The organism is Paenibacillus sp. LBL (genome assembly GCF_029893715.1).
Lineage (GTDB): Bacteria > Bacillota > Bacilli > Paenibacillales > Paenibacillaceae > Paenibacillus_AQ > Paenibacillus_AQ glucanolyticus.
Map to the genome: position 1 here is coordinate 110,319 of NZ_JARXYU010000013.1, position 19,628 is coordinate 129,946.

Sequence of the window (19,628 nt, forward strand, 5' to 3'; positions counted from 1 at the left end):
TTCTGCACAGTCTTATATAAACCTAAGTGCATAGGTCAATCAGCACAGGCTCGTTGTGTTGCTGCATGAGTGATGAAAAATTGGCGAATTTAAGAAACCGCAGTCAGTTTGAATGCGAAAGGGAGGAATAACTAAACGAATATGGATGTGTATTTAATGGGGAATAATAATAAAAGCCGGAGCCGAAGTGGAATAATCGGCCGATAGGGCAGACGTGTTCTGGGAGCCTGCTGCAGAAGGACGGCCGAAAACATTAAGAACAATGGCAAGGAGTTGCCAGCTGCCTTAAGTTTGGAGAGAATTTGAGAGTGTTTCAGAACAGCCGCTTTCAGATGAAGGTCGTTCTTGTAGACGTACCGATCATCTTCAATTTCGTTGCTGTAATACTCTTGGACGGGAATGTAAAGAGCAAATGCCGTAACCAAAACAAGTATCAGCATCCATACGATTCTTGCTGTTTTTAAGAAACGGTTCACAGTTACTCCCCCCTTCGTCCCAAGCTTCTATGTTAATCATAACATAAAAATAATCGTTCTCAAAATGAGAACGATAAATAATTTTCAAACACTTTTACAGATCGATTATATTTTTTACATTATATTGAAGCTTGTCTAATTCTACTTTTTCCGAAGTTTATCGTAATTTTCTGTCTGGGGTTCGATATCGAGTTTCGTTTCATCCTTATCCTCCAAAATACCAAGGACAAGATCATCGATGTTGTCGGTTGCGGCTTGATCCGGACGGTCTGGCTCGGGAATGGGGTCAACGCCAGGGAATTGTCCGTCGAATTCGGGTTTCTTTTTGCTCATTAGGATCACTTTCCTTTCTGGCAATATTTTGGCTCAAAAGGATCGGTTCTATGTAACGAATAAACGCAGGGGAAGAAAGTGAAACAATGAAGGCATAAGCAGAATGGAAAAATTTTTCCTTCTATATAATGTAATTACATATATGAATCTCCTATATAGGAATATGCTAGAATGTACTGGAGGGATATTATACCAGGGGGTTACGATGTCATGAAGAAAAAAATGTTATGCTGTACCCTTGCTTTACTGCTTGTATCAGGCTCGGTCGTATCAGCACATCCGGGAAGAACGGATGCCAACGGCGGGCACACCTGCCGAACCAATTGTGAACGCTGGGGGCTGTCATATGGGGAGTATCATTATCATAACGGGGGAGGAAGCTCTTCCGGCAGCAAGTCGTCTTCATCCGCACCCAAGGCGAAATCATCGCAAAACAGCACGCCTAAGTCCGCGCCGAAGCCGGCTGCTCCGGCCTATGCCAAGTCCGGTCTTAAGGTTTATGTCAACGGCGGCCTGGTGAAATTTGATAGTGAGCCCTTGGTGTATAACAACATCAACTTGGTGCCGCTGCGGGAAATTGCAGAGGGAATGGGGGCTAAGGTCACCTGGAATCGTGAAGCTGCCAGCATTGGTGTGCAAAGAGGGAATCATAAAATAACGCTTACGATCGGAAGCAAAACGATATATTACAACGGTAAATCGGAGACCGTGGCAGTTGCTCCCAAGGTCATCGATGGCGTGACTTATGTGCCTGTTCAGGTATTCGCAAGAGGGCTTGGTGCTGGCATTAACTACACGGACCATGATAAAATTCTGAGAATCGCACTGAAGGAATAAAATGATGACAGCTCGAAAAAGAAGTCAAACAGAGAGGGAGAGTGCAGCTTGAGTTTTTTTGATAAATTTAAGGCCGGCGTGTCAGACGCCGGAAACAAAGCCAAAATCCTGGTTGAAGTTAATCGGTTAAAGCTGCAAAACAACGGTAAGAAGAGTGATATCGATGAGCAGCTGCTGGAAATCGGAAAAGTTGTATTTGCTGCAACTGAGGCGGGGCAATGGCCGCCCGAAGAGGAGAGCATCCAAAGCTATGTAGCCAAGATCCATCAATTGAATTTCGAAATCGAGCAAAATCTGCTTCACATCGCCAATCTTACGGATGAGAAGGTATGCAGAGGCTGTGGCAACAGCTCAGCGCTCAACGCCAAATTCTGTGCCCACTGCGGTCGTACGTTCGAAGTGATCCAAGTGCAATCGGAAGAGTTGCGCAAAGAAATCCCCTTGCTGGAGGAGACTCGAGACCAAGAGGAGCCGAAATAGTAGTTGGAGTATGACAGGATCCATATTTGTTGCTTCATGTAGAGCCGTACCCTGGTTCGGGAATGACCGGGGTATCGGCTCTTTTCTTTTGCCTGGGTGAAGGAAGCCGCATTTCATTACAGAATGATTATAAAGGTGATCTAACTCACCATAAAATCGTTATATAGTAGTATTAGCTTACCAGTTAGAGGGAGTGAGGACATATGCCGAAGAACAAGGCCTGTAATGATGAGTTTATTCAACGAGTGGGTCGAGAGGGGTCAAGGCTGCTAAAAGGTAACGTTCTAATTCTTCTATGTGTATTTCTGATATTCTTTGCTGCCGGATGCAGCGGTCCAAATCCTGCAGAGGAGGACAGCCCGCCGGAAAATCAACCGAAGAGTGCTTCAATCAACATCGTCATTTCGAGTCTCGGGATGACGTTCCCTGCAGGCATGGATGAGAATGACAATCCGTATTTAAATTACATTGAAGAGCGTACCGGACTTGAGATTGGGGTTAATCTGCCGCCGCCTGAGGTATACAACGAGAAGCTTGATGTGATTATGTCTTCAGGCAATTTGCCGGATATGCTTCATACCTATGAGCCGGTATGGTTTGACAACTATGTCAAACAGAAAGCGTTTATGCCGCTGGACGAGTTAATTGACAAGTATGGTCCCCATCTGAGAGAGAAAATTCCGCCGGAGGTGTGGGATCGGGTGAGATATGACGGCAAAATCTATGCGGTTCCCAGCTTGAATGAAGTGACCGGAGCAGAGCTCATGTATGCGCGCAAGGATTGGCTCGATCGGCTCGGCCTGAAACCTCCTGAAACGCTGGAGGAATATTATGAAGTCATCCGCGCCTTTACCCTGGATGATCCGGACGGCAACGGCCTTCAGGATACGATCGGGTTAACCCTTACCTCGAAATTGGGGCGCTCCTCCCCGTTTTTCGGTGCTTTCGGTACGCAGCGGAATATGTGGTTTGAACGGGACGGGCAGCTTGTGAACGGAAACATTTTGCCTGAAACGAAGGAGACCCTCGCATTTTTTGCCAAGTTGTATCAGGAGAATTTACTGGATCGGGAATTCCCTTTGAATTTACAGAACAATCTATTCGAAAAAATAGAAAATGGCACGGTAGGGCTGTTCTCCGCGGCATGGTATGACACGCGGGGGCCGATTGCGGCCAACATGAACAAGGATCCGGAGGCAGAATGGATTCCGCTTCCATATCCGACTGGACCTTCCGGTTTCAAAGGGGTGGAAGGCAAGGATATTATCCGCGGCTACAATGTCATTCCGGCCAGCTCGGAAAATGCTGCCGAGGTGATCAAGATGCTGGATTTTATCGCCAGTGATTACAAAACGCTGAAGCTGGGCTTCGAGAATGAAATTTGGAAGTGGGAGGACGGGGAGATTGTTACGGATTTTACGCTTCATGACAAGCATTTATATCGCGGGATCTACCAGTCCCTGGTCGACGTGCCGGATGAATTGCTGTTTAAGGAACGGCTTGACTCGCTCGGAGACTTCAATTTATACAACAACTTGCAGATGATTAATCATCATATCATTCCCAACGCATTCTACGGAGTCCCTACACCTGCCATGACAAAGTATAACAATAAGCTTAAAAATCTGGAGGATGTGTTTACGAAAATCATTATGGGACTTGAGCCCCTGGATGCCTTCGATGACTATGTGAAGACGTGGAAGGAAGAAGGAGGAGATGAAATAACGAAGGAAGTTAATGAATGGTATGCCAAACCATGAGGACGAGTTGGGCGAGAGAGGGGGAGATGGAATGATGGCGATGTTTCGCTGGATCAGGGATCGATTTTCGCAAAATATTCAAACCCGGCTGACCGGTTATTTTCTGCTGATCCTGCTGCCGCTGGTCATCATCAGCCTGTTTGCGGTAGAGCGGTCCAGAGCCATTCTCTATGAACAGGCCGTCGAACGGACAGAGATGGCCTTATCGTCTGCGATGAATCATTTTGATCTGGCACTGCAAAATGTGGAGGAGATCTCTTCCCTAATCTCTGGTGATCTTAGAATGAACGAGCTGCTCAATAAAAACAGCACCAATTTCTCACCTCAATCGATTGTGGATTTTTCTTATATCCTGGATCAGTTATCGGATTTTGTGTCGGTGAACCGGTATGTGTCCCAGATTACCGTGTACCACCAGGCATCCAACATGTTTATTTCCACCCATTACGGAGGAAAAAGGTTGATGGGCGAAACTCAGCAGGAATGGCTCGTCGAAGCTGCCCGGAGAAACGGAACGGGGATTTCCTACGTTATGTCGGAATACCCTGTGGCGGAAGGCGTCTCTTTTGGTCAGATGACCAACACGGACAGCATTTCCTTGATTCGGGCCATGGACTTATATAACGGTGAACGGCAGTCGAACCTGCTGGTCGTGTCTTTCAGCGAGAGCAAGCTGTTGAATATTATCAAGACGCTGCTGCCTTCGGAGAACAGCCGGATTGCCCTGTTAAACGAAAAGGGAGAAGTGGTGGTGGAGACCGGCAGAGTGTACGAGGAGGAGATCTCCGACAAAGAGATGACCGTCACCATTGACTCGGATTATTCAACATGGCGTCTTGAGCTGGTCCAGCCGAAGAGTGAGCTGTATAAAGAAACCGATCAGCTGCGCTTGTTCACGGTTGCGATAATCGTGCTTAGCGTCCTGCTGGCCATCATTATTTCGTGGGTGGTTTACAGTGGAATTGCGTCCCCTGTACTCAAATTGGCACGCGGAATGAAGCGGCTCAGCAGCGGGGAGCTGAACATCCACGTTGATACCAAGCGAAAGGACGAGTTCGGTTTTCTTATCCAGTCGTTTAACAAAATGGCTGTGGTACAGAAGCATCTGATCGAGGACCATTATGAGCAGCAGCTGAGATTGACCACAACGGAGCTGAAATTTTTGCAATCCCAGATCAACCCGCATTTTCTGTACAATACGCTGGATTCGATCTATTGGACGGCGAAGAATTATGATGCGGATGAGATCAGCGAGATGGTCATGAATCTGTCGAAGTTTTTCCGATTGAGCCTGAACAAGGGCAGGCAGGTGTTCACGATTGAGGAGAGCATCACCCACCTGCACTACTATTTGCGCATTCAGCAGCTTCGCTTCATGGACAATTTCACCGTAGACTATCAGATTTCGGAAGACAGCAAGAGAGTACCACTCCTGAAGCTCCTGCTTCAGCCCTTGGTAGAGAATGCCATCATTCATGGCATGGAGGGGAAGTCATCAGGGGGATGCCTGAAGATTTCCAGCTGCATTGAGAAGGGGAATACGGTAGTGATCAGTGTACAGGACAATGGACCGGGCATCGGAGAGGAAAGGCTGCGTTACATACAGCATGAACTTGCAATGATGGGCTCCCGGAGCGTGCCGGCTTCCTCTCAGGATGAGGAGAATGTGAAGGATCTGTTTGGTCTTCGCAATGTATTTAGCCGGATGAAGCTGTATTACGGCAGGGAGGCCAATCTGACGGTGCACAGTGTGCCTGGCGAAGGCACAACCGTCACCATCTCCATTCCGCTGGACCGCTGCAAGGAAGTTAATATGGAGTTATAGTTCATATCTAGATGGCCTTAAAAGGGGAGGACCTGAATGAATCTCATGATTGTGGAAGATGAACCTCGGCTGCGCAATGCACTAGCCCACAATATCCCGTGGGACAAACACGGGATTGAAGTGGTGGGAATGGCATCTAACGGAGTCGAGGCACTTGAGCTAGTGAGCAGGAAGAAGCCTGATATCATGCTGATCGATGTGCAGATGCCTGAAATGGATGGACTGACGCTCCTTGGCGAACTGCGAAGCCGACAGGAAATCAGCAAATTAATGAAAATGATCATCCTGAGCGGACATGATAACTTTGAATTCGCGCAGATTGCGCTGGAATACGGGGTGTCCAAATATTTGTTGAAGCCGGCCGGCGAGGAAGAAATTCTCGAGGCTGTGCTGGAAGCGAGACAGCAGCTTCGAGGGGATCTGGAGCAGTGGCAGCGCAAGGCGGCGCTGGAGCAGAAATGGAAGGATAATCTTCCGCATTTGCAAAACCTATTTTTCATCCAATGGATCAGCGGCAAATATACGAGGCAGGACATTCTCAGCAAGAGCAGGGAGTTATATATTCCGCTGAAGGAGCATGACCGTATTGCGGTGGCTGTGGTGGATCTGGACCCGTTGCCTGAGCATGAGACCCGGTTTCAACGTGGAGATGTGGAGCTGCTGCAGTTTACCATGCAGTGCCTGGCGAAGGAGCTGCTGCCCCATCCTTCCCGCTGGATTACATCGGATTCGGGCAACCTGCTGCTGTTGGTGCTGATTGTGGAGGAGGACCAGGATGCCAAGGAGGCCATGCTGCGGCTGAACGCGGATGTATCCAAGCTCCTCTCGCAAACGAGGGAAGTGCTGAAGTTAACGGCAAGTGCGGGCATATGTGCATCCATCGGCACGATTGAAGAAATGAGCCTGCTGTATGTACAGGCCTGCCGGGCCCTGCAGGAGCGCGTCGTGTATGGACACGATCTCGCGATTCCTTACCGGGAACAGCTGAGACGGGATATCCAGGGCGTGATCGTGCAGCAGAACCTGGAGAAGGCACTTGAGATCGCGCTGGAAACGGCGGACGAAAGTAAGGCGCTGGAGGCGCTCAAGGGGTTGTGGGAGGAGGCCTTTACGAGATCCGAATCCTCGGACGAATTCCATGAGGCGGTTCTTTATATGAACAGCTTTTTCACCCGAATGATCCAGAAGCAGGGCTGGACGGTGAAACGCGTGGTTGGCGAAGATATCGATTATTTCCAAAACGTCAAACTGCTCAGCACTAAAATGCAGACGTTCTCGCTCCTGGAGCGAACGGTGAAACATATTGTCGCGTTTATGAGCGAGCAGCGGAAAACGACGAGCAATCAGGTGGTGAAGGATATTCTGAATCTGCTTGAGGAGGAGATGGACCAGGAGATTACGCTGCATACGGTAGCAGACCGTTTATACGTCAATTCCTCCTACCTCAGCCGGCTGTTCAAGCAGGAAATGGGGGTAGTCTTCTCTACCTATGTGCTGGAGCGCAAAATGGAGCGGGCCAAGTCGCTGCTGCAGGATGGATTTAAGGTGTACGATGCCGCCAGGCTGGTCGGGTACCGCGATGTCAGTTACTTCACCAAGGTGTTTCGCAAGTATTGGGGCGTGAACCCGGGGGAGTTTAAGGGATGAGGATGCGGGAGAGGCTGTACGGCACTACTGCACACATCTGAAGCCCGCTACGCGGTCATATCGTTCCTCCAATCGCTGTTGTCGCCGAATTTCCAGGAATGATGATGAGAGCGGAAGAATTTCGGCTCCAGATTATGCTTTCGATGTGAGTTTTCCTATGGAAAACTTTCAGCCGACCGCTACCGCTTTTCCGGAATCGATACGTCTGCTCCGCTGGTCCGTGGGGGTCATGCCCACAAAAAGCTTCTCCCCCTTGTAGTTGGGGGGAGGAAGAAACGTGAAGCCCGCTGCGCGGTCATATCGTTCCTCCAATCGCTGTTGTCGCCGAATTTCTGGAATGATGGTTACGGAGGAAGAAATTCGGCTCCAAATTATGCTTTCGATGTGAGTTTTCCTATGGAAAACTTTCAGCCGACCGCTACCGCTTTTCCGGAATCGATATGTCCTCTCCGCTGGTCCGCGTGGGTTCATACTACCCCCAAAGCCTCTCCCCCTTGAAGTGGGGGAGGGGGTAAAACGCAGCGCAGCAGAGCGCGCGCAGTACATAAACTAACCAAACGAGCCGTTCGGGGCATACATCCCGAACGGCTCGTTTGTTTATCCCTCCAGACCCAACCATCGGCAGGACGGAAGTAATCACCCGCATGGGCGCTTCAGATGGTTGTGCAGAAAGGCCAAGCTCGGCGCAGAGCAGACGAGGTGCTGCCTTTGGCGACGGTGCACGGCAAGCCATAAATCGACCGCCTAAACCCTAATGAGCAAGCTTCAACGGAGCAGGCGGAATTGTTCTGGAGAAGCGGCAGCGGTCTCCTTTATCCCCGGATTTCCACATTATCTATCCATTCAGATGAAATCCGGGGGTAACAGGGATCGGAAGGACAATCCGTATGCGGAGTGATGAACCATCCTCTTTTTTTGGCAGGGTATGCTTTGAATTTCAGATTTGAATTTCGTTGGCAGCGATTAGCCGATCGTGACAAGTTAACACCTTATGAAATACCTGCCGCAACCTCATGTCATAATTACTGACGTCCATGCCCCAACACAACATCATATTACCATAAATAGTAATCATCCTCGCCTACTCAGTCTCCTCGGCGCGAATTACAATGTGTAGTAACCAAGGAGATTGAATCAATAGAAAGGGGGAGACGAGTCGATGAAACTCACGATAGAACCATCGCCGGCACCGCATAGAGAGATAAAACCAAAACGAGGATACTGGGGCCGTTTAGGGACGGACATTTGGAAAGAGTGGGATCTTTACCTGCTGCTCGTGCCGGGCATCTTGTTCATTTTACTGTTCAAATACACACCGATGTACGGGATTACGATTGCATTTAAGGATTTCAACATCTTCACCGGATTTGCCGACAGCCCGTGGGTAGGATGGAAGCATTTCGAGAAGCTGTTCACGTCGCCGGACTTTGCGCAGGTATTCAAAAATACGGTTATCATCAGCTTCCTGAAAATCGTGATTTTGTTTCCTCTCCCCATTATGATTGCCCTGATGCTCAATGAGCTGAGGAATATGGTATTTAAACGCACGGTGCAAACCGTCATCTATCTTCCGCATTTCCTGTCCTGGGTCATCGTTGGCGGATTGTTTATCGATCTCCTCTCAACAAACGGAGGAATCGTCAACAAATTGCTGGTATCCCTGGGGATGGAGCAGATTGCTTTTTTCCTGGATAACAGCGTGTTCCGGGGCGTGCTGATCACGTCCGCAGGCTGGAAGGAAACGGGCTGGAGCACGATCGTATATTTGGCAGCGTTTACAATGATTGACCCGATGCTGTATGAAGCCGCGAAGATTGACGGGGCCGGACGCTGGAAGCAGCTGTGGCATATCACGCTGCCGGGGATCGCGCCGATTATTGTCCTGATGTTTATCCTGCGGCTCGGGAACGTGCTGGAAGCGGGAACGGAGCAAATTCTTGTCATGTACAATCCGGTGGTGTACCAGGTGTCGGATGTCATCGGAACCTATGTATACCGGCAGGGTCTCGGAAACCAGGATTACAGCTTCTCCACCGCGGTTGGCTTGTTCGAAGCCATTATATCCTTCACGTTGGTCATCATTGGCAATTCTATGAGCAGAAAATACTTACAGCGCGGGATCTGGTAAAGAAAGGGTGGCGCATATGGATCACAAAAAAGCTTTGGAAGGAACAAACACCACCCGAGGTGTCATCCAAACCTCGTTTTCGGAAAAATGCTTCTCGGTATTTAATTATGCTTTTTTCATTGTGATGGGCTTAACCACCCTGCTGCCTTTCATGAATTTGATCGCCAAATCCTTGAGCAGCGAGGGTGCCGTCATATCAGGGCAGGTAGGGCTGCTCCCGGTCGGGGTTCAATTCGAAACCTACAAATATGTGCTTCAGGATTCCATGTTCCTGAATTCGCTCAAGGTGTCCATTTTTTTGACAGTGGTTGGAACGGCCTGCAGCCTGTTTCTGACTACGCTCACGGCTTATCCGTTGTCCAAATACCGACTGCGGGGACGAAAAGGACTGCTGTTGATCTTCGTATTCACGATGCTCTTCAGCGGCGGCCTGATTCCGACTTACCTGCTTATGCAGAACTTGAACTTGGTAAACTCCTTCCCAGTGTTGTTCCTGCCAGCGATGGTGAATGTGTACAACATGCTCATTATTAAAAACTATTTCGAGGGTCTTCCGGATGAGCTGGAGGAATCCGCCAAGCTGGACGGCGCGGGGAATATCCGCATCCTCGTCTCGGTCATTGTGCCGCTCTCGCTTCCCGTCATGGCAACGATTGGATTGTTCTTTGCGGTCGCTTTCTGGAATGACTATTTTGCGGCGATGATCTACATTACCGATCCGGCGATCAAACCCATGCAGTTGTACCTGAAGGAGCTGCTGGTTTCGTCCAGCGGGGATTTCCTGAAGGATAATGTCGACGCCGCGATTAACGCAACACCTCAGTCCATACAGGCTTCTTCAATCCTGCTGGCAACGATCCCGATTTTGCTGGTGTATCCATTCCTGCAAAAGTACTTTGTCAAAGGCGTGCTGGTAGGTTCGGTTAAAGGCTAGATTCATCAGGTGTTTCTTAAGAGACAAGGAAGTACCGGAAGGTTACCCACCTTATTTCATAGGAAAAATGTCCTCTATAAGCGGTCGATCTCTAGAGAAAGCACGTCGATAGACGTTTTTCTTAACATTATTATAATTTCCGGGGTCCCCACAAAGTACCTGAATGGACTTCGGAGCAAGGCCCCACTTTGTGGGGTTCTCTTATAAAGGTGGTGATGCGCTTCGTATTGCTCAGGTGGCAGGATTCATTGAATTTCTCAATCACAAGGAGGGTTATCCATGATCAAGATTAAAAAATCCGCAGTACTGGCTGGAATTCTCGGATTTACGCTGGCGCTGTCCGGATGCGGCGGCGGGGGAGGCGGCACGACCGATACACCGGCAGCTCAGCCTTCGGATACGCCGGCTACGACCCCGAAAGATGAAGGGGACGGAGGGAAAACTGCTGAAAAACCGGGTCTGCGCATGATCATGCAATATGGATTGTTTGATCCGAAGACTGAATATGCGGCCAAGTACATCCAGGAAAGAACCGGATTCAATGTGGAATATGAACTGCTGCCGGCAGAAAATGCGGACGAGAAGCTGAACCTGCTCGTATCCAGCAAAGACAATTATGATCTGGTGAAATTGAATGCAGCCCAGTTCTACAATCTGGCATCTGCGGGAGCACTTGAGCCAATTGATGAGCTGCTGGAATCCCACGGCAATTATATTAAGCAATCCATTAAGCAGGAATCCTTCGGCAGTGCCACCATCGACGGGAAGATTTACGGCATTCCCGAGACTGGAGCAGGCGTAAGTATCGGGGAGGAACTGGTGGTTAGACAGGATTGGATGGATGAATTGGGACTGTCCACACCGACAAACGCCGATGAGCTTTACAATGTGCTCAAAACGATCAAAGAGAAGAAAAATGTCATTCCGCTCACGGTGAGCAATAAGGCCCCTGCTATTTATGGCAACATTGCCACGACATTTGGTGTTTTGACGGATTGGAAAGAGGTCGACGGCAAGCTGATGCATCGGGCTGAGCTTCCAGAGATGAAAGAGTACCTTACCTTTATGAACAAACTGTATAAAGAAGGATTGCTCGATAACGAGACTCCGATTAATACCGCACAGAAATCCATTGAAAAGTTTTCGGGTGGTAAAGCTGCGATGTATGAGCTGGCCTGGTGGAATGCCGGGACAACGATTGATGCGCTTACGAAAAACTTCCCGGATGCCAAAACGTCCATCATCCCTTACCTGAAAGGCAAAGACGGCAAAGCCGTTGTCGGTGTTAAAACGAACACCACTTGGTATGTAGCTATCCTGAAATCCTCAAAGAACAAGGAAGCCGCGATGGAATTCCTGAACGCGAAGTTGGAGCCTGAGACGTTCAAAGGCATCGCGCTGGGTAAAGAAGGCGTCCATCATGAAGTGAAGGACGGTAAGTACTATCCAATTCTGCCGATCTTTAATGATGAGCTCAACAATGCAAGCAGTTTCCTTACAGGTGTCGATGAAGAGAAGTACCCGATCTACTGGCAGGCACGCGTTCGTAAGGATCCGGTTCTGCAAGCACATTTCGAAGCTTTCCAGAAAAATGCCGAGGGTATTATCGTAGTGGATCCGATGTCAACAGCACCGCCAATTGAAGCTGTATCCAAATATCAGTTGAAATTGACAACCATGCTGGATGACAATGTGCTGCAATTCATTTCCGGAGCGAAGCCGATTGATGCATACGATCAATTCCTTGCTCAATGGAGAGCTGAAGGTGGAGCCGATATGGTAAACGCAGCGAATGAATGGTTCCAATCCACGAAGTAAATGATTTCATTTGAAGAAGCAGTCTGCATTTGCAGCTGCTTTTTCAAAATTAAGAATAAAGAGGTGTTGGTTGAATTTAAAGAGCACGGTTCATTCTTAATAAAAGAAGGGTGGTAATCATTAATGTATCGTTTATTTCGCAGGCGGATTGCTCTACTACTCAGTCTTTCGCTGATCATATCCCTCATCGTGCCGGTTGGTTCTTCCGCGTTCGCGGATAACGAAGCTTCCCCGGCTCAAAGCGCGAGTCCCGACCCGATTACGCTGGTCTCCCAAGGCGGACAGAGTCTGGAGTTTACGGATATTAACGTGGCAGGTGACCCGCTGGAAGGGGAAAATGATTATTTGGCACTGTACACCAGCGGTGCAACCGTTACGGGCTCCGTATATACCGGCGAGGTGTGGGTTCCGACGCTGCAGGTTGCGGTTGCTGTGGATGCAAGCGGCATCGTACAGGATATCGTTGGACCGGACAGCGATCCGCCGACTGCCTGGGATCCCGGCACATTGCTGCCGATTCCTGTCGGGGGTTACGTTGTTGTAGCTGGCGGCACCAATGCGTGGGATCAATCCCTTTTTCAGAAACCTCTCTTTAATCATAACAAAACGGGAGACTCGGTGAAGCTGATGCAAGCTGGAGTAGAGGTGACTGCGGCCGATTTCCTGCCGGAGCAGCCGGGCCCGGGCCCAGGTCCGGATCCGCTGCCGCCGGAGCTGCATCTGATTACACCAAACGATACAACCGTGGATATTCCGGTCGTTGAGATTGCGGGTTTTGTGGCGAACTATGCCGAGGACCTGGATTTAAGCGTCACCGTCAATGGCGATGAGAGCACGCTTACAGCGGATGGGGTGTTTCGCACGAATGTTTATTTGGAGCCGGGTCCGAACGCAGCTGAAGTTAAGCTGTTCAAGGGAGAGGGCGAACTGGCTGCTCAAACGCTGAACATGATGTATGAACCGATTGAGAACCAGGATTATATTGAAGTTGAGGCGGCGCCAAAGGACATTACCATCGACATTGAAGGTCCGCGCAAGCAGCTGGATTACGTTGACAAGGATGTCACGGGCGTGCCTAACATCGTGGCGGTATTTACAAGGGATTATGGCACCTCCATCACGATTCCTCAGACCAATGTTGCCGTGCAGGTGGATGCCAACAATCGTGTACTAAGGGTCATTAATCCATCCATCGACGGCAAACCTCCGGTATGGACTGGACCGACCGATCTTGAAATACCTGAAGGCGGTTATGTGCTGATGGCACAGGACAACAGCTATGCAGGCAATAACATCAAGCGGTATTTGGCCGAGAACTTTAAGGTTGGGGACATGATTAAGCTGCGCAAGAACGGAGAAGTGGTACAGGTACGCGACATCATGAGCGGCAACGGGCTTATTGCCCGGCTTACGCTGGATAACCAGGCGATGTATACGGTAACGGAAGGCAGCACCGTGATTTCTGGCCGCATTGACAACATGGACGATATCACGGCGATTAAACTGCTGATGAACGATAACGAGATTTCTTTTCAAGCAGATGGTTCATTCTCCTACACTTATACGCTTGCGAATGGGACCAACTATATCGAAGTCAAAGTGCTGAAGAATGACATCGAGCAGGATGTTCGTCATCTTGCGGTGTTTGCAAGACCTGGGTTTTCCCCGGAAAAAGAAGTTATTCTCTGGGTGGACCAGGCTTCCAATGCGAGAAAGTTCAAAACCAGCGAGGATGTTCTGGCTTTTCTGACAAAAGCCAAGGAGACGGGTGTTACTTCGATTGCGTTTGATGTAAAAGGCGTTGAAGGGTATGTATCGTATAAAAAGAATGACCTGACAGGCAGACCTTACGTCAGTGAGATCAAGGCACCCGAAAAAGCGGGAGCAAGCCCGGATCTGGACCTGCTGCAGGAGTTCATTGACCACGGCCATGCGCTTGGTTTGGAGATTCATGCGGCAATCAACGTGTTTGCCGAGGGATCGATCGCTCATAACGAGTATGCGGTTCTGAACGATCACCTCGACTGGGAGGAGCGAGTGTATTTTCCTGAAAACAACGGGGAGATCAAGCGTCTTCGCGAAAGCAAAAAGCAGGGCTTGGTAGCCTTTGTCAACCCGTCCAATGACGAGGTTCGAAATTATCAGCTTAGAACCTTTGAAGAAATCATGAAGAACTATGATGTGGACGGCGTTATCCATGACCGGAGCCGGTATGACAACGAAGGGGCCGATTTCAGTGACGAAACCCGCGTGAAGTTCGAGCAGTTTTTGCAGGCCCGGGGCAAGCAGCTTGTCAATTGGCCAAACGATATCTTCTACTATGAAAACAATGCAAGAGTATACGGCCCACTGATTCAGGATTGGTGGGAATTCCGCTCAGGGACGATTCAGAGCTTCTTCGGCGAAGTGAAGACGCTGGTGGATTCCTACGAAGCGTCAAAGGGAAGAAAGATCGAAGTCTCCTCCTATGTAGGATCCTGGTACGAAACGTATTATTTGAACGGCGTTAACTGGGGCAGCAAGAACTTCCGGTTTAATCCCGCGCTCGGCATGCCGGACGAATCGGTGTATACGCCGGAATATTATCAGACCGGGTATATCGAGCATTTGGATTTCCTGATGATCGGGGCGTATCAAACCACCAGTCAGGAAATTCAGAAATACATCACGCTTGGCAACATCGTTACGAACGGGGAAATTCCGCTGTATGCGGGCATTGCGATGAACAATGTGCAGGCACCGGCCGTTCAGCGCGAAGTGTTCCAGGCGGGCTTGAAATCCACGAACGGACTTATGCTGTTTGATGCATCCCAGGTCAACTGGCCGATTGCGGCAGCTGCTCTGCAGGATAAGGAGTGGGTGAAGGATTACCAGCTTGGCATGAGTTTGCCTGGAAGTCCGGATTCGTTCCTCGAAGGCAATTTCTATAATATTAACCGGATTGAGGGCAACGTCAATGTGATGACGGAGGCCTTCGGTTACTCAACCGGTACGAACCGCTTCGGGGTTGAAGTGGTTGTGGACGCCACGGGTCACGTCACACGCGTGGTCAATCGGAACCAAGCCATTAAATGGAGCTGGGGATCGCCGGAGGAGAACAACAGCGTCATTCCGCAAGGCGGCTTCGTGATTTCGACGCTGGATCCTTCAGGCACAAGAACGCTGCGGCAGCTTGTTGCCAATGCCTATAATGCGGGCGACCAGGTTCGTTCGGCGGTACTAAGCGGACTGATGGATGATGAAGGCAAAGAAACGCGCGACAGTCAGCTTGCACTGAAAGGCATGGTTGAAGTTCTGGGACCAGGCAAAGCAACCGTGAAGGTGAACGGTGCGGAGGCCGTCATGTCAGCGAGCGGAGAATTTACTGCTAATATTCCGCTGGCGACCGGTGTGAACTCCATCACGGTGGATGTATTCGTTGACGAATACAAAACAAACAGTAAAACATTTGAGGTGATCCGGACCTCAACGGGTGATGGCGGATCGGAGCCAGGCCATCCAGGTTCTCCTGGTAGCGGCTCCGGTTCATCTGGTGGAACGACACCTCCTAAACCACCTGTGCCAGAGCGCCTGAGTATCAAAAAAGAAACGGCTGAGGGTGGTCGTACGGTCATCGTAGCGGATGCAAACGAGAGCGCCATGCTCGCGGATGTGGAACGTCTCAGCAAGCTGCCTGCGGCCTCGCGCCTGCTTACGTATACGGTGACGGACACGTCGGATTCCGTCGTTCTTCACTTGCCGGTTCAGGGACTGAGCGCTGCGGTGAAGGAGCTGCCAGGGGGATCCATCCTGTTGGAATCCTCCCTTGGCCGCTTGGAAATTCCGCTGCAGTCGCTGACGGAAGCGCTGCAGCGTCGGGGGGCGGCCGATAGCCTGCAAATTCGCATCGGTTTTGCTTCGAAAGAAGAAGAGGACCGGATGAAGGCAGCCATGGAGGATGGAGCCTCCATGCTGGATGCGTCGCTTGCCTTAACCTTGGCTTGGAAACAGGGTGACAAATTATCGACGCTGCCAGCACTGAAGGGAGCTTACGCGAAGTTTACCAAGGTGCTGTCCCGTGTCGTCAGCCCATCCCAAACGACGGTGTTACGATGGGATCCGGCATCCGGCAAGGCAGTGTTCGTGCCGGCACTCATTCGAACGGCCAACGGAAAATCCCATGCGGAGTTTAAATGGACGGAGAGTGGAGTGTATTCCGTTGTCTCCTATGCGAAGACGTTTGCGGATTTAACAAGTCATTGGGCACGCGAGGACGTATCGCTGCTGGCTTCGAAAAAAGTGATCGAGGGTTTAAGTGATACGCGTTTTGGTCCGAATGAGCCGATCACGAGGGCGCAGTTTACCGCGATGCTCGTTCGTGCTCTTGGACTGAAGGAGCAGGGAGCCGATGCGGGCTTCCAGGACGTGAAGGCAAACGATTGGTATGCAGCCGCTGTGGCCACTGCTGTGGAGAATGGGCTGATCGAGGGCTTCAGCAATGGTACGTTCCGTCCGCACGAAGAGATTACACGTGAGCAGATGAGTGTCTTGCTGCTCCGGGCGCTGAAGCTTGCCGGAACGGAATTGGAGGCAGGAGACCCCGCATCTATATTGGAAGGATTCAAGGATCGCGACAGCATTGCAGCCTGGTCGGAAGAGGCCGTATCGGCCATCGTAAGATCAGGCCTGATGGAGGGACGTTCGGCCGACAGGTTCGTGCCGGGAGCTCATTCCACCCGGGCTGAAGGAGCGGTAGTATTAACCAGAATGCTGAAGATGGCAGAATTCATGAATCGATAAAGTCAAAATCCCCGTTCGTTATCAACGAACGGGGATTTTTTATGTATTAGGCCTCTGGAATAGCACAGATCTTGATGCAGCTTTAGTCCGAAGCAGCCGAAAACAGGTGTCAATTGCTATCCGGGCTACCTAATGAATTCAGGAGCTCCGCTGCGATTAAAGCGAATGCGCCAATTACCAGCAAAACAACAACCATGATAATAACAAATGTCTTACCGTTCATCATATTCACCTCTTGATCGGTCATTTTTTTCATATAAAACCGATTATTTCAAATAATAGTAAATATTTCGTTTACTATCTTTATTTTAATAATGATAGGATTTTAACCGTATCCTGGCAATGGATGAATCATTGCTGCTCCTGTTAATTATACAATACATGAATCCTCTTTGAATGGAATGAAAAAATTGAAAAAACCTCTAAAAATCACTCTAATCGTTTCTATCATCTTGAATGTTTTATTGTCTGCTGTATTTCTATATCCATATACACATCATAAAAACAAGTATGGAATCGGAGATCCCAACTCGTACAGAATATTTATCCACGGGCTTGAGTATTTCAGTCAAACGATGGGTGAGGTCGTAGAAACAAATGGAAAAGTTGAAAATATGAATCTGTTGATTAACGCAGATGAAAGGCTTAACTTATCCATTCATTCGTTTATACGATTTGAGAATTCTATGGCTTCAACCAAGATGAACTCGCATAGCATAGAACTATTTTTATCTTATATCGACGAGGCGATGTTTGAACGGATGTCTGCATTTAATTTAGAAGATTATGATATTAGCACGTTTGAAGACTTGAAAAACCGAACAGATGAATTGCTCCGTCTTTTGCCTGATGCCTATAATCCTCAAGATCAAAAACGATTCATTGAAACCATAAACGATATCATTCTATAAGGTTTGCGTATCCCTTGTCTATTCCAGCGACTCATAAATTTGAGCGAGCATATCGCTCGCAAACGACATGAGTTCATCCGGTGCGGAATCCGCAGCATTACGGGCACCGCCGCTATATTGAGCTAAAGCGCGCTGAATCAAGGGACGATACTTGGAGGCGAGTGTGTGCAGGCCCCATTCACCGCCTTCTTTTTTGGAGGACACCACGCCCTCCTTCAGATAGTACAGCACTCGGCACAGGTTCAGCGTATAGTACATGGGTGAGTCGGTGATGTCCTGCACCGCGCCTTCCACATCCTGTACAATCGCCTGGATGTAATACTGCCGGTCGATAAGATCAAAGACTTCTCGAACCGGTTTCCCGTACAAAGCAATGCCGCGATGATAGATCACGGTGTAATGAGCGGCCAAGTCAGCGTCCTCGAATCCACCACAAACATATTCGTTGTCGGTCAGGTACCTCTCGCGATGAAAGGCGGAATAGTGGAATTCGAACGGGGGCGGATACACGAAATTCTGCAGGCTGGATTCCAGAACAAGGCTAAGCTCCAATCCCTGCTGATTGGGCATGGTATCGTGTAAATTTATGATGTTCTTGGCAAGCCGTCTCATCTGCTCCCGGGTCAGCTTGTCCCGTACCACGAGCAGCAGATCCACATCGCTGGTGTCCGGGTTGAAACATCCCATTGCCAATGACCCATGCAAATATATGCCGACCAGATTGCCACCAAGCTCCTCTTTAAATAATCCTGCAACACGATTCAAAACCAAGGGTGTGTCCAACTTGATGCCCACCTTTAACTTATGTGATATTCATCCATTATGTTTGGGGATTATTTCCTTGTCAATTGGCAGCGTTGGCTGCAGCCGTTACACCAGTAATTGGGGCAGACTGCACCTGGCAAGCAGGGGAATTGTACCTGTGCATCGAAGTGAACAGTGGACTATTTATTTGGTGAAAGGACGGAGTTATGGCTACATTGAATCAGGAACAACCCGGCGCTGTCGAGGTATATGCAATCAAGAATTCGGACCATATCCGTGATGAGACGTTCCGAGCCTTATTCCTGACGTTGTCACCCCAAAGGCAGGACTACGTATCCAAATTCAGAAGGGTGGGCGATTACCACCGCTCAGTGCTTGGAGATGCCATGGTCCACCGGGTTCTTCGGGAGAAGCTGGGGCAAGGTCGAAATCACATAGAAATCATAAGAAATACATATGGCAAGCCGTTCCTGAAGGATTATGAGAACCTGCATTTTAATATCTCGCATTCAGGGCATTGGATTGTGTGCGCCGTCAGCCATGAGCCCGTCGGGATCGACGTGGAGAAGATGAAGGCCATCGATATGGATATCGCCAAGCGCTTTTTCCATAAAACCGAGTTTCACGCACTGTTAAACCGTGAACCGTCGGCGCGGCTTTCTCACTTCTTTGATCTGTGGACGTTAAAGGAAAGTTATATTAAGGCAGTGGGCAAGGGGCTGCACCTGCCGCTGGATTCTTTTGCATTGGAATTGAAGGAGGGCAAGTGGGCACCTGTTGTTGGGGAGAGTGGAGAGACGTATTCTTTTAAACAGTATGCACTGGAAGAAGGCTACAAGCTGTCGGTATGCAGTACCTGCCGGCATTTCCCCGAACGCATCCGGTTCGTAACGGCTGAGGAGTTGTGAATAGTCAGGAAAAAAACCAGCCCGGGG

The 19,628-nt window shown here is 49.4% G+C and carries 14 protein-coding genes; 11 read left to right on the plus strand and 3 right to left on the minus strand.

Features of this window, described 5'->3' with window-relative positions:
* Window positions 1-131: 131 nt before the first annotated feature.
* Both M2277_RS23070 and M2277_RS23075 read right to left on the minus strand, forming a co-directional pair.
* Window positions 132-476, minus strand: a complete 345-nt coding sequence (locus tag M2277_RS23070; RefSeq protein WP_006208924.1) for a hypothetical protein — start codon at window positions 474-476, stop codon at window positions 132-134.
* Between the two features lie 141 nt (window positions 477-617).
* A complete protein-coding gene (locus M2277_RS23075; protein ID WP_006208925.1) occupies window positions 618-809 on the minus strand; it encodes a hypothetical protein in 192 nt (63 codons plus the stop codon).
* Between the two features lie 210 nt (window positions 810-1,019).
* Between M2277_RS23075 and M2277_RS23080 the strand changes: the two genes are divergently transcribed.
* From M2277_RS23080 to M2277_RS23125, 10 genes are all read left to right on the plus strand, one after another.
* Window positions 1,020-1,646: a stalk domain-containing protein gene (locus tag M2277_RS23080; protein WP_006208926.1), complete on the plus strand. Its 627-nt coding sequence runs from the start codon at window positions 1,020-1,022 to the stop codon at window positions 1,644-1,646.
* Window positions 1,647-1,694: 48 nt separating this feature from the next.
* On the plus strand, window positions 1,695-2,126 hold the full coding sequence (locus M2277_RS23085) for a hypothetical protein (RefSeq protein WP_006208927.1): 432 nt from the start codon (window positions 1,695-1,697) through the stop codon (window positions 2,124-2,126).
* 203 nt (window positions 2,127-2,329) lie between these two features.
* Window positions 2,330-3,886, plus strand: coding sequence for an extracellular solute-binding protein (locus tag M2277_RS23090; RefSeq protein WP_006208928.1), 1,557 nt, complete (start codon window positions 2,330-2,332; stop codon window positions 3,884-3,886).
* Window positions 3,887-3,917: 31 nt separating this feature from the next.
* On the plus strand, window positions 3,918-5,711 hold the full coding sequence (locus M2277_RS23095; protein WP_063479770.1) for a sensor histidine kinase: 1,794 nt from the start codon (window positions 3,918-3,920) through the stop codon (window positions 5,709-5,711).
* Window positions 5,712-5,747: 36 nt separating this feature from the next.
* Window positions 5,748-7,358, plus strand: a complete 1,611-nt coding sequence (locus M2277_RS23100; RefSeq protein ID WP_006208930.1) for a response regulator transcription factor — start codon at window positions 5,748-5,750, stop codon at window positions 7,356-7,358.
* A gap of 1,159 nt (window positions 7,359-8,517) precedes the next feature.
* Entirely contained in the window at window positions 8,518-9,486 is a 969-nt protein-coding gene (locus M2277_RS23105) for an ABC transporter permease (protein ID WP_280755590.1), read from the plus strand.
* A 16-nt stretch (window positions 9,487-9,502) separates the two neighbouring features.
* Entirely contained in the window at window positions 9,503-10,420 is a 918-nt protein-coding gene (locus M2277_RS23110) for a carbohydrate ABC transporter permease (RefSeq protein ID WP_006208934.1), read from the plus strand.
* Window positions 10,421-10,699: 279 nt separating this feature from the next.
* Window positions 10,700-12,238 (plus strand): extracellular solute-binding protein, encoded by a 1,539-nt coding sequence (locus tag M2277_RS23115; protein WP_006208935.1) that lies wholly within the window; start codon window positions 10,700-10,702, stop codon window positions 12,236-12,238.
* Between the two features lie 123 nt (window positions 12,239-12,361).
* Complete coding sequence (locus tag M2277_RS23120; protein WP_280755591.1) at window positions 12,362-17,017, plus strand: S-layer homology domain-containing protein; 4,656 nt, start codon at window positions 12,362-12,364, stop codon at window positions 17,015-17,017.
* A gap of 410 nt (window positions 17,018-17,427) precedes the next feature.
* Window positions 17,428-17,928: a hypothetical protein gene (locus M2277_RS23125; RefSeq protein WP_280755592.1), complete on the plus strand. Its 501-nt coding sequence runs from the start codon at window positions 17,428-17,430 to the stop codon at window positions 17,926-17,928.
* An 18-nt stretch (window positions 17,929-17,946) separates the two neighbouring features.
* Here the strand turns inward: M2277_RS23125 and M2277_RS23130 are convergent, their stop codons facing one another.
* Window positions 17,947-18,711, minus strand: coding sequence for an aminoglycoside adenylyltransferase domain-containing protein (locus tag M2277_RS23130; protein WP_280755593.1), 765 nt, complete (start codon window positions 18,709-18,711; stop codon window positions 17,947-17,949).
* A 188-nt stretch (window positions 18,712-18,899) separates the two neighbouring features.
* Here M2277_RS23130 and M2277_RS23135 point away from each other — a divergent pair, with 188 nt between their 5' ends.
* Window positions 18,900-19,601, plus strand: a complete 702-nt coding sequence (locus M2277_RS23135) for a 4'-phosphopantetheinyl transferase family protein (protein ID WP_348537790.1) — start codon at window positions 18,900-18,902, stop codon at window positions 19,599-19,601.
* The last annotated feature ends 27 nt before the right edge of the window (window positions 19,602-19,628 follow it).

Coding starts and splice junctions, on each gene's coding strand:
- M2277_RS23135 (WP_348537790.1), top strand. CDS start 18,900: ATGGCTACATTGAATCAGGAACAACCCGGCGCTGTCGAGGTATATGCA.
- M2277_RS23115 (WP_006208935.1), top strand. CDS start 10,700: ATGATCAAGATTAAAAAATCCGCAGTACTGGCTGGAATTCTCGGATTT.
- M2277_RS23110 (WP_006208934.1), top strand. CDS start 9,503: ATGGATCACAAAAAAGCTTTGGAAGGAACAAACACCACCCGAGGTGTC.
- M2277_RS23120 (WP_280755591.1), top strand. CDS start 12,362: ATGTATCGTTTATTTCGCAGGCGGATTGCTCTACTACTCAGTCTTTCG.
- M2277_RS23090 (WP_006208928.1), top strand. CDS start 2,330: ATGCCGAAGAACAAGGCCTGTAATGATGAGTTTATTCAACGAGTGGGT.
- M2277_RS23105 (WP_280755590.1), top strand. CDS start 8,518: ATGAAACTCACGATAGAACCATCGCCGGCACCGCATAGAGAGATAAAA.
- M2277_RS23080 (WP_006208926.1), top strand. CDS start 1,020: ATGAAGAAAAAAATGTTATGCTGTACCCTTGCTTTACTGCTTGTATCA.
- M2277_RS23095 (WP_063479770.1), top strand. CDS start 3,918: ATGATGGCGATGTTTCGCTGGATCAGGGATCGATTTTCGCAAAATATT.
- M2277_RS23075 (WP_006208925.1), bottom strand. CDS start 809: ATGAGCAAAAAGAAACCCGAATTCGACGGACAATTCCCTGGCGTTGAC.
- M2277_RS23100 (WP_006208930.1), top strand. CDS start 5,748: ATGAATCTCATGATTGTGGAAGATGAACCTCGGCTGCGCAATGCACTA.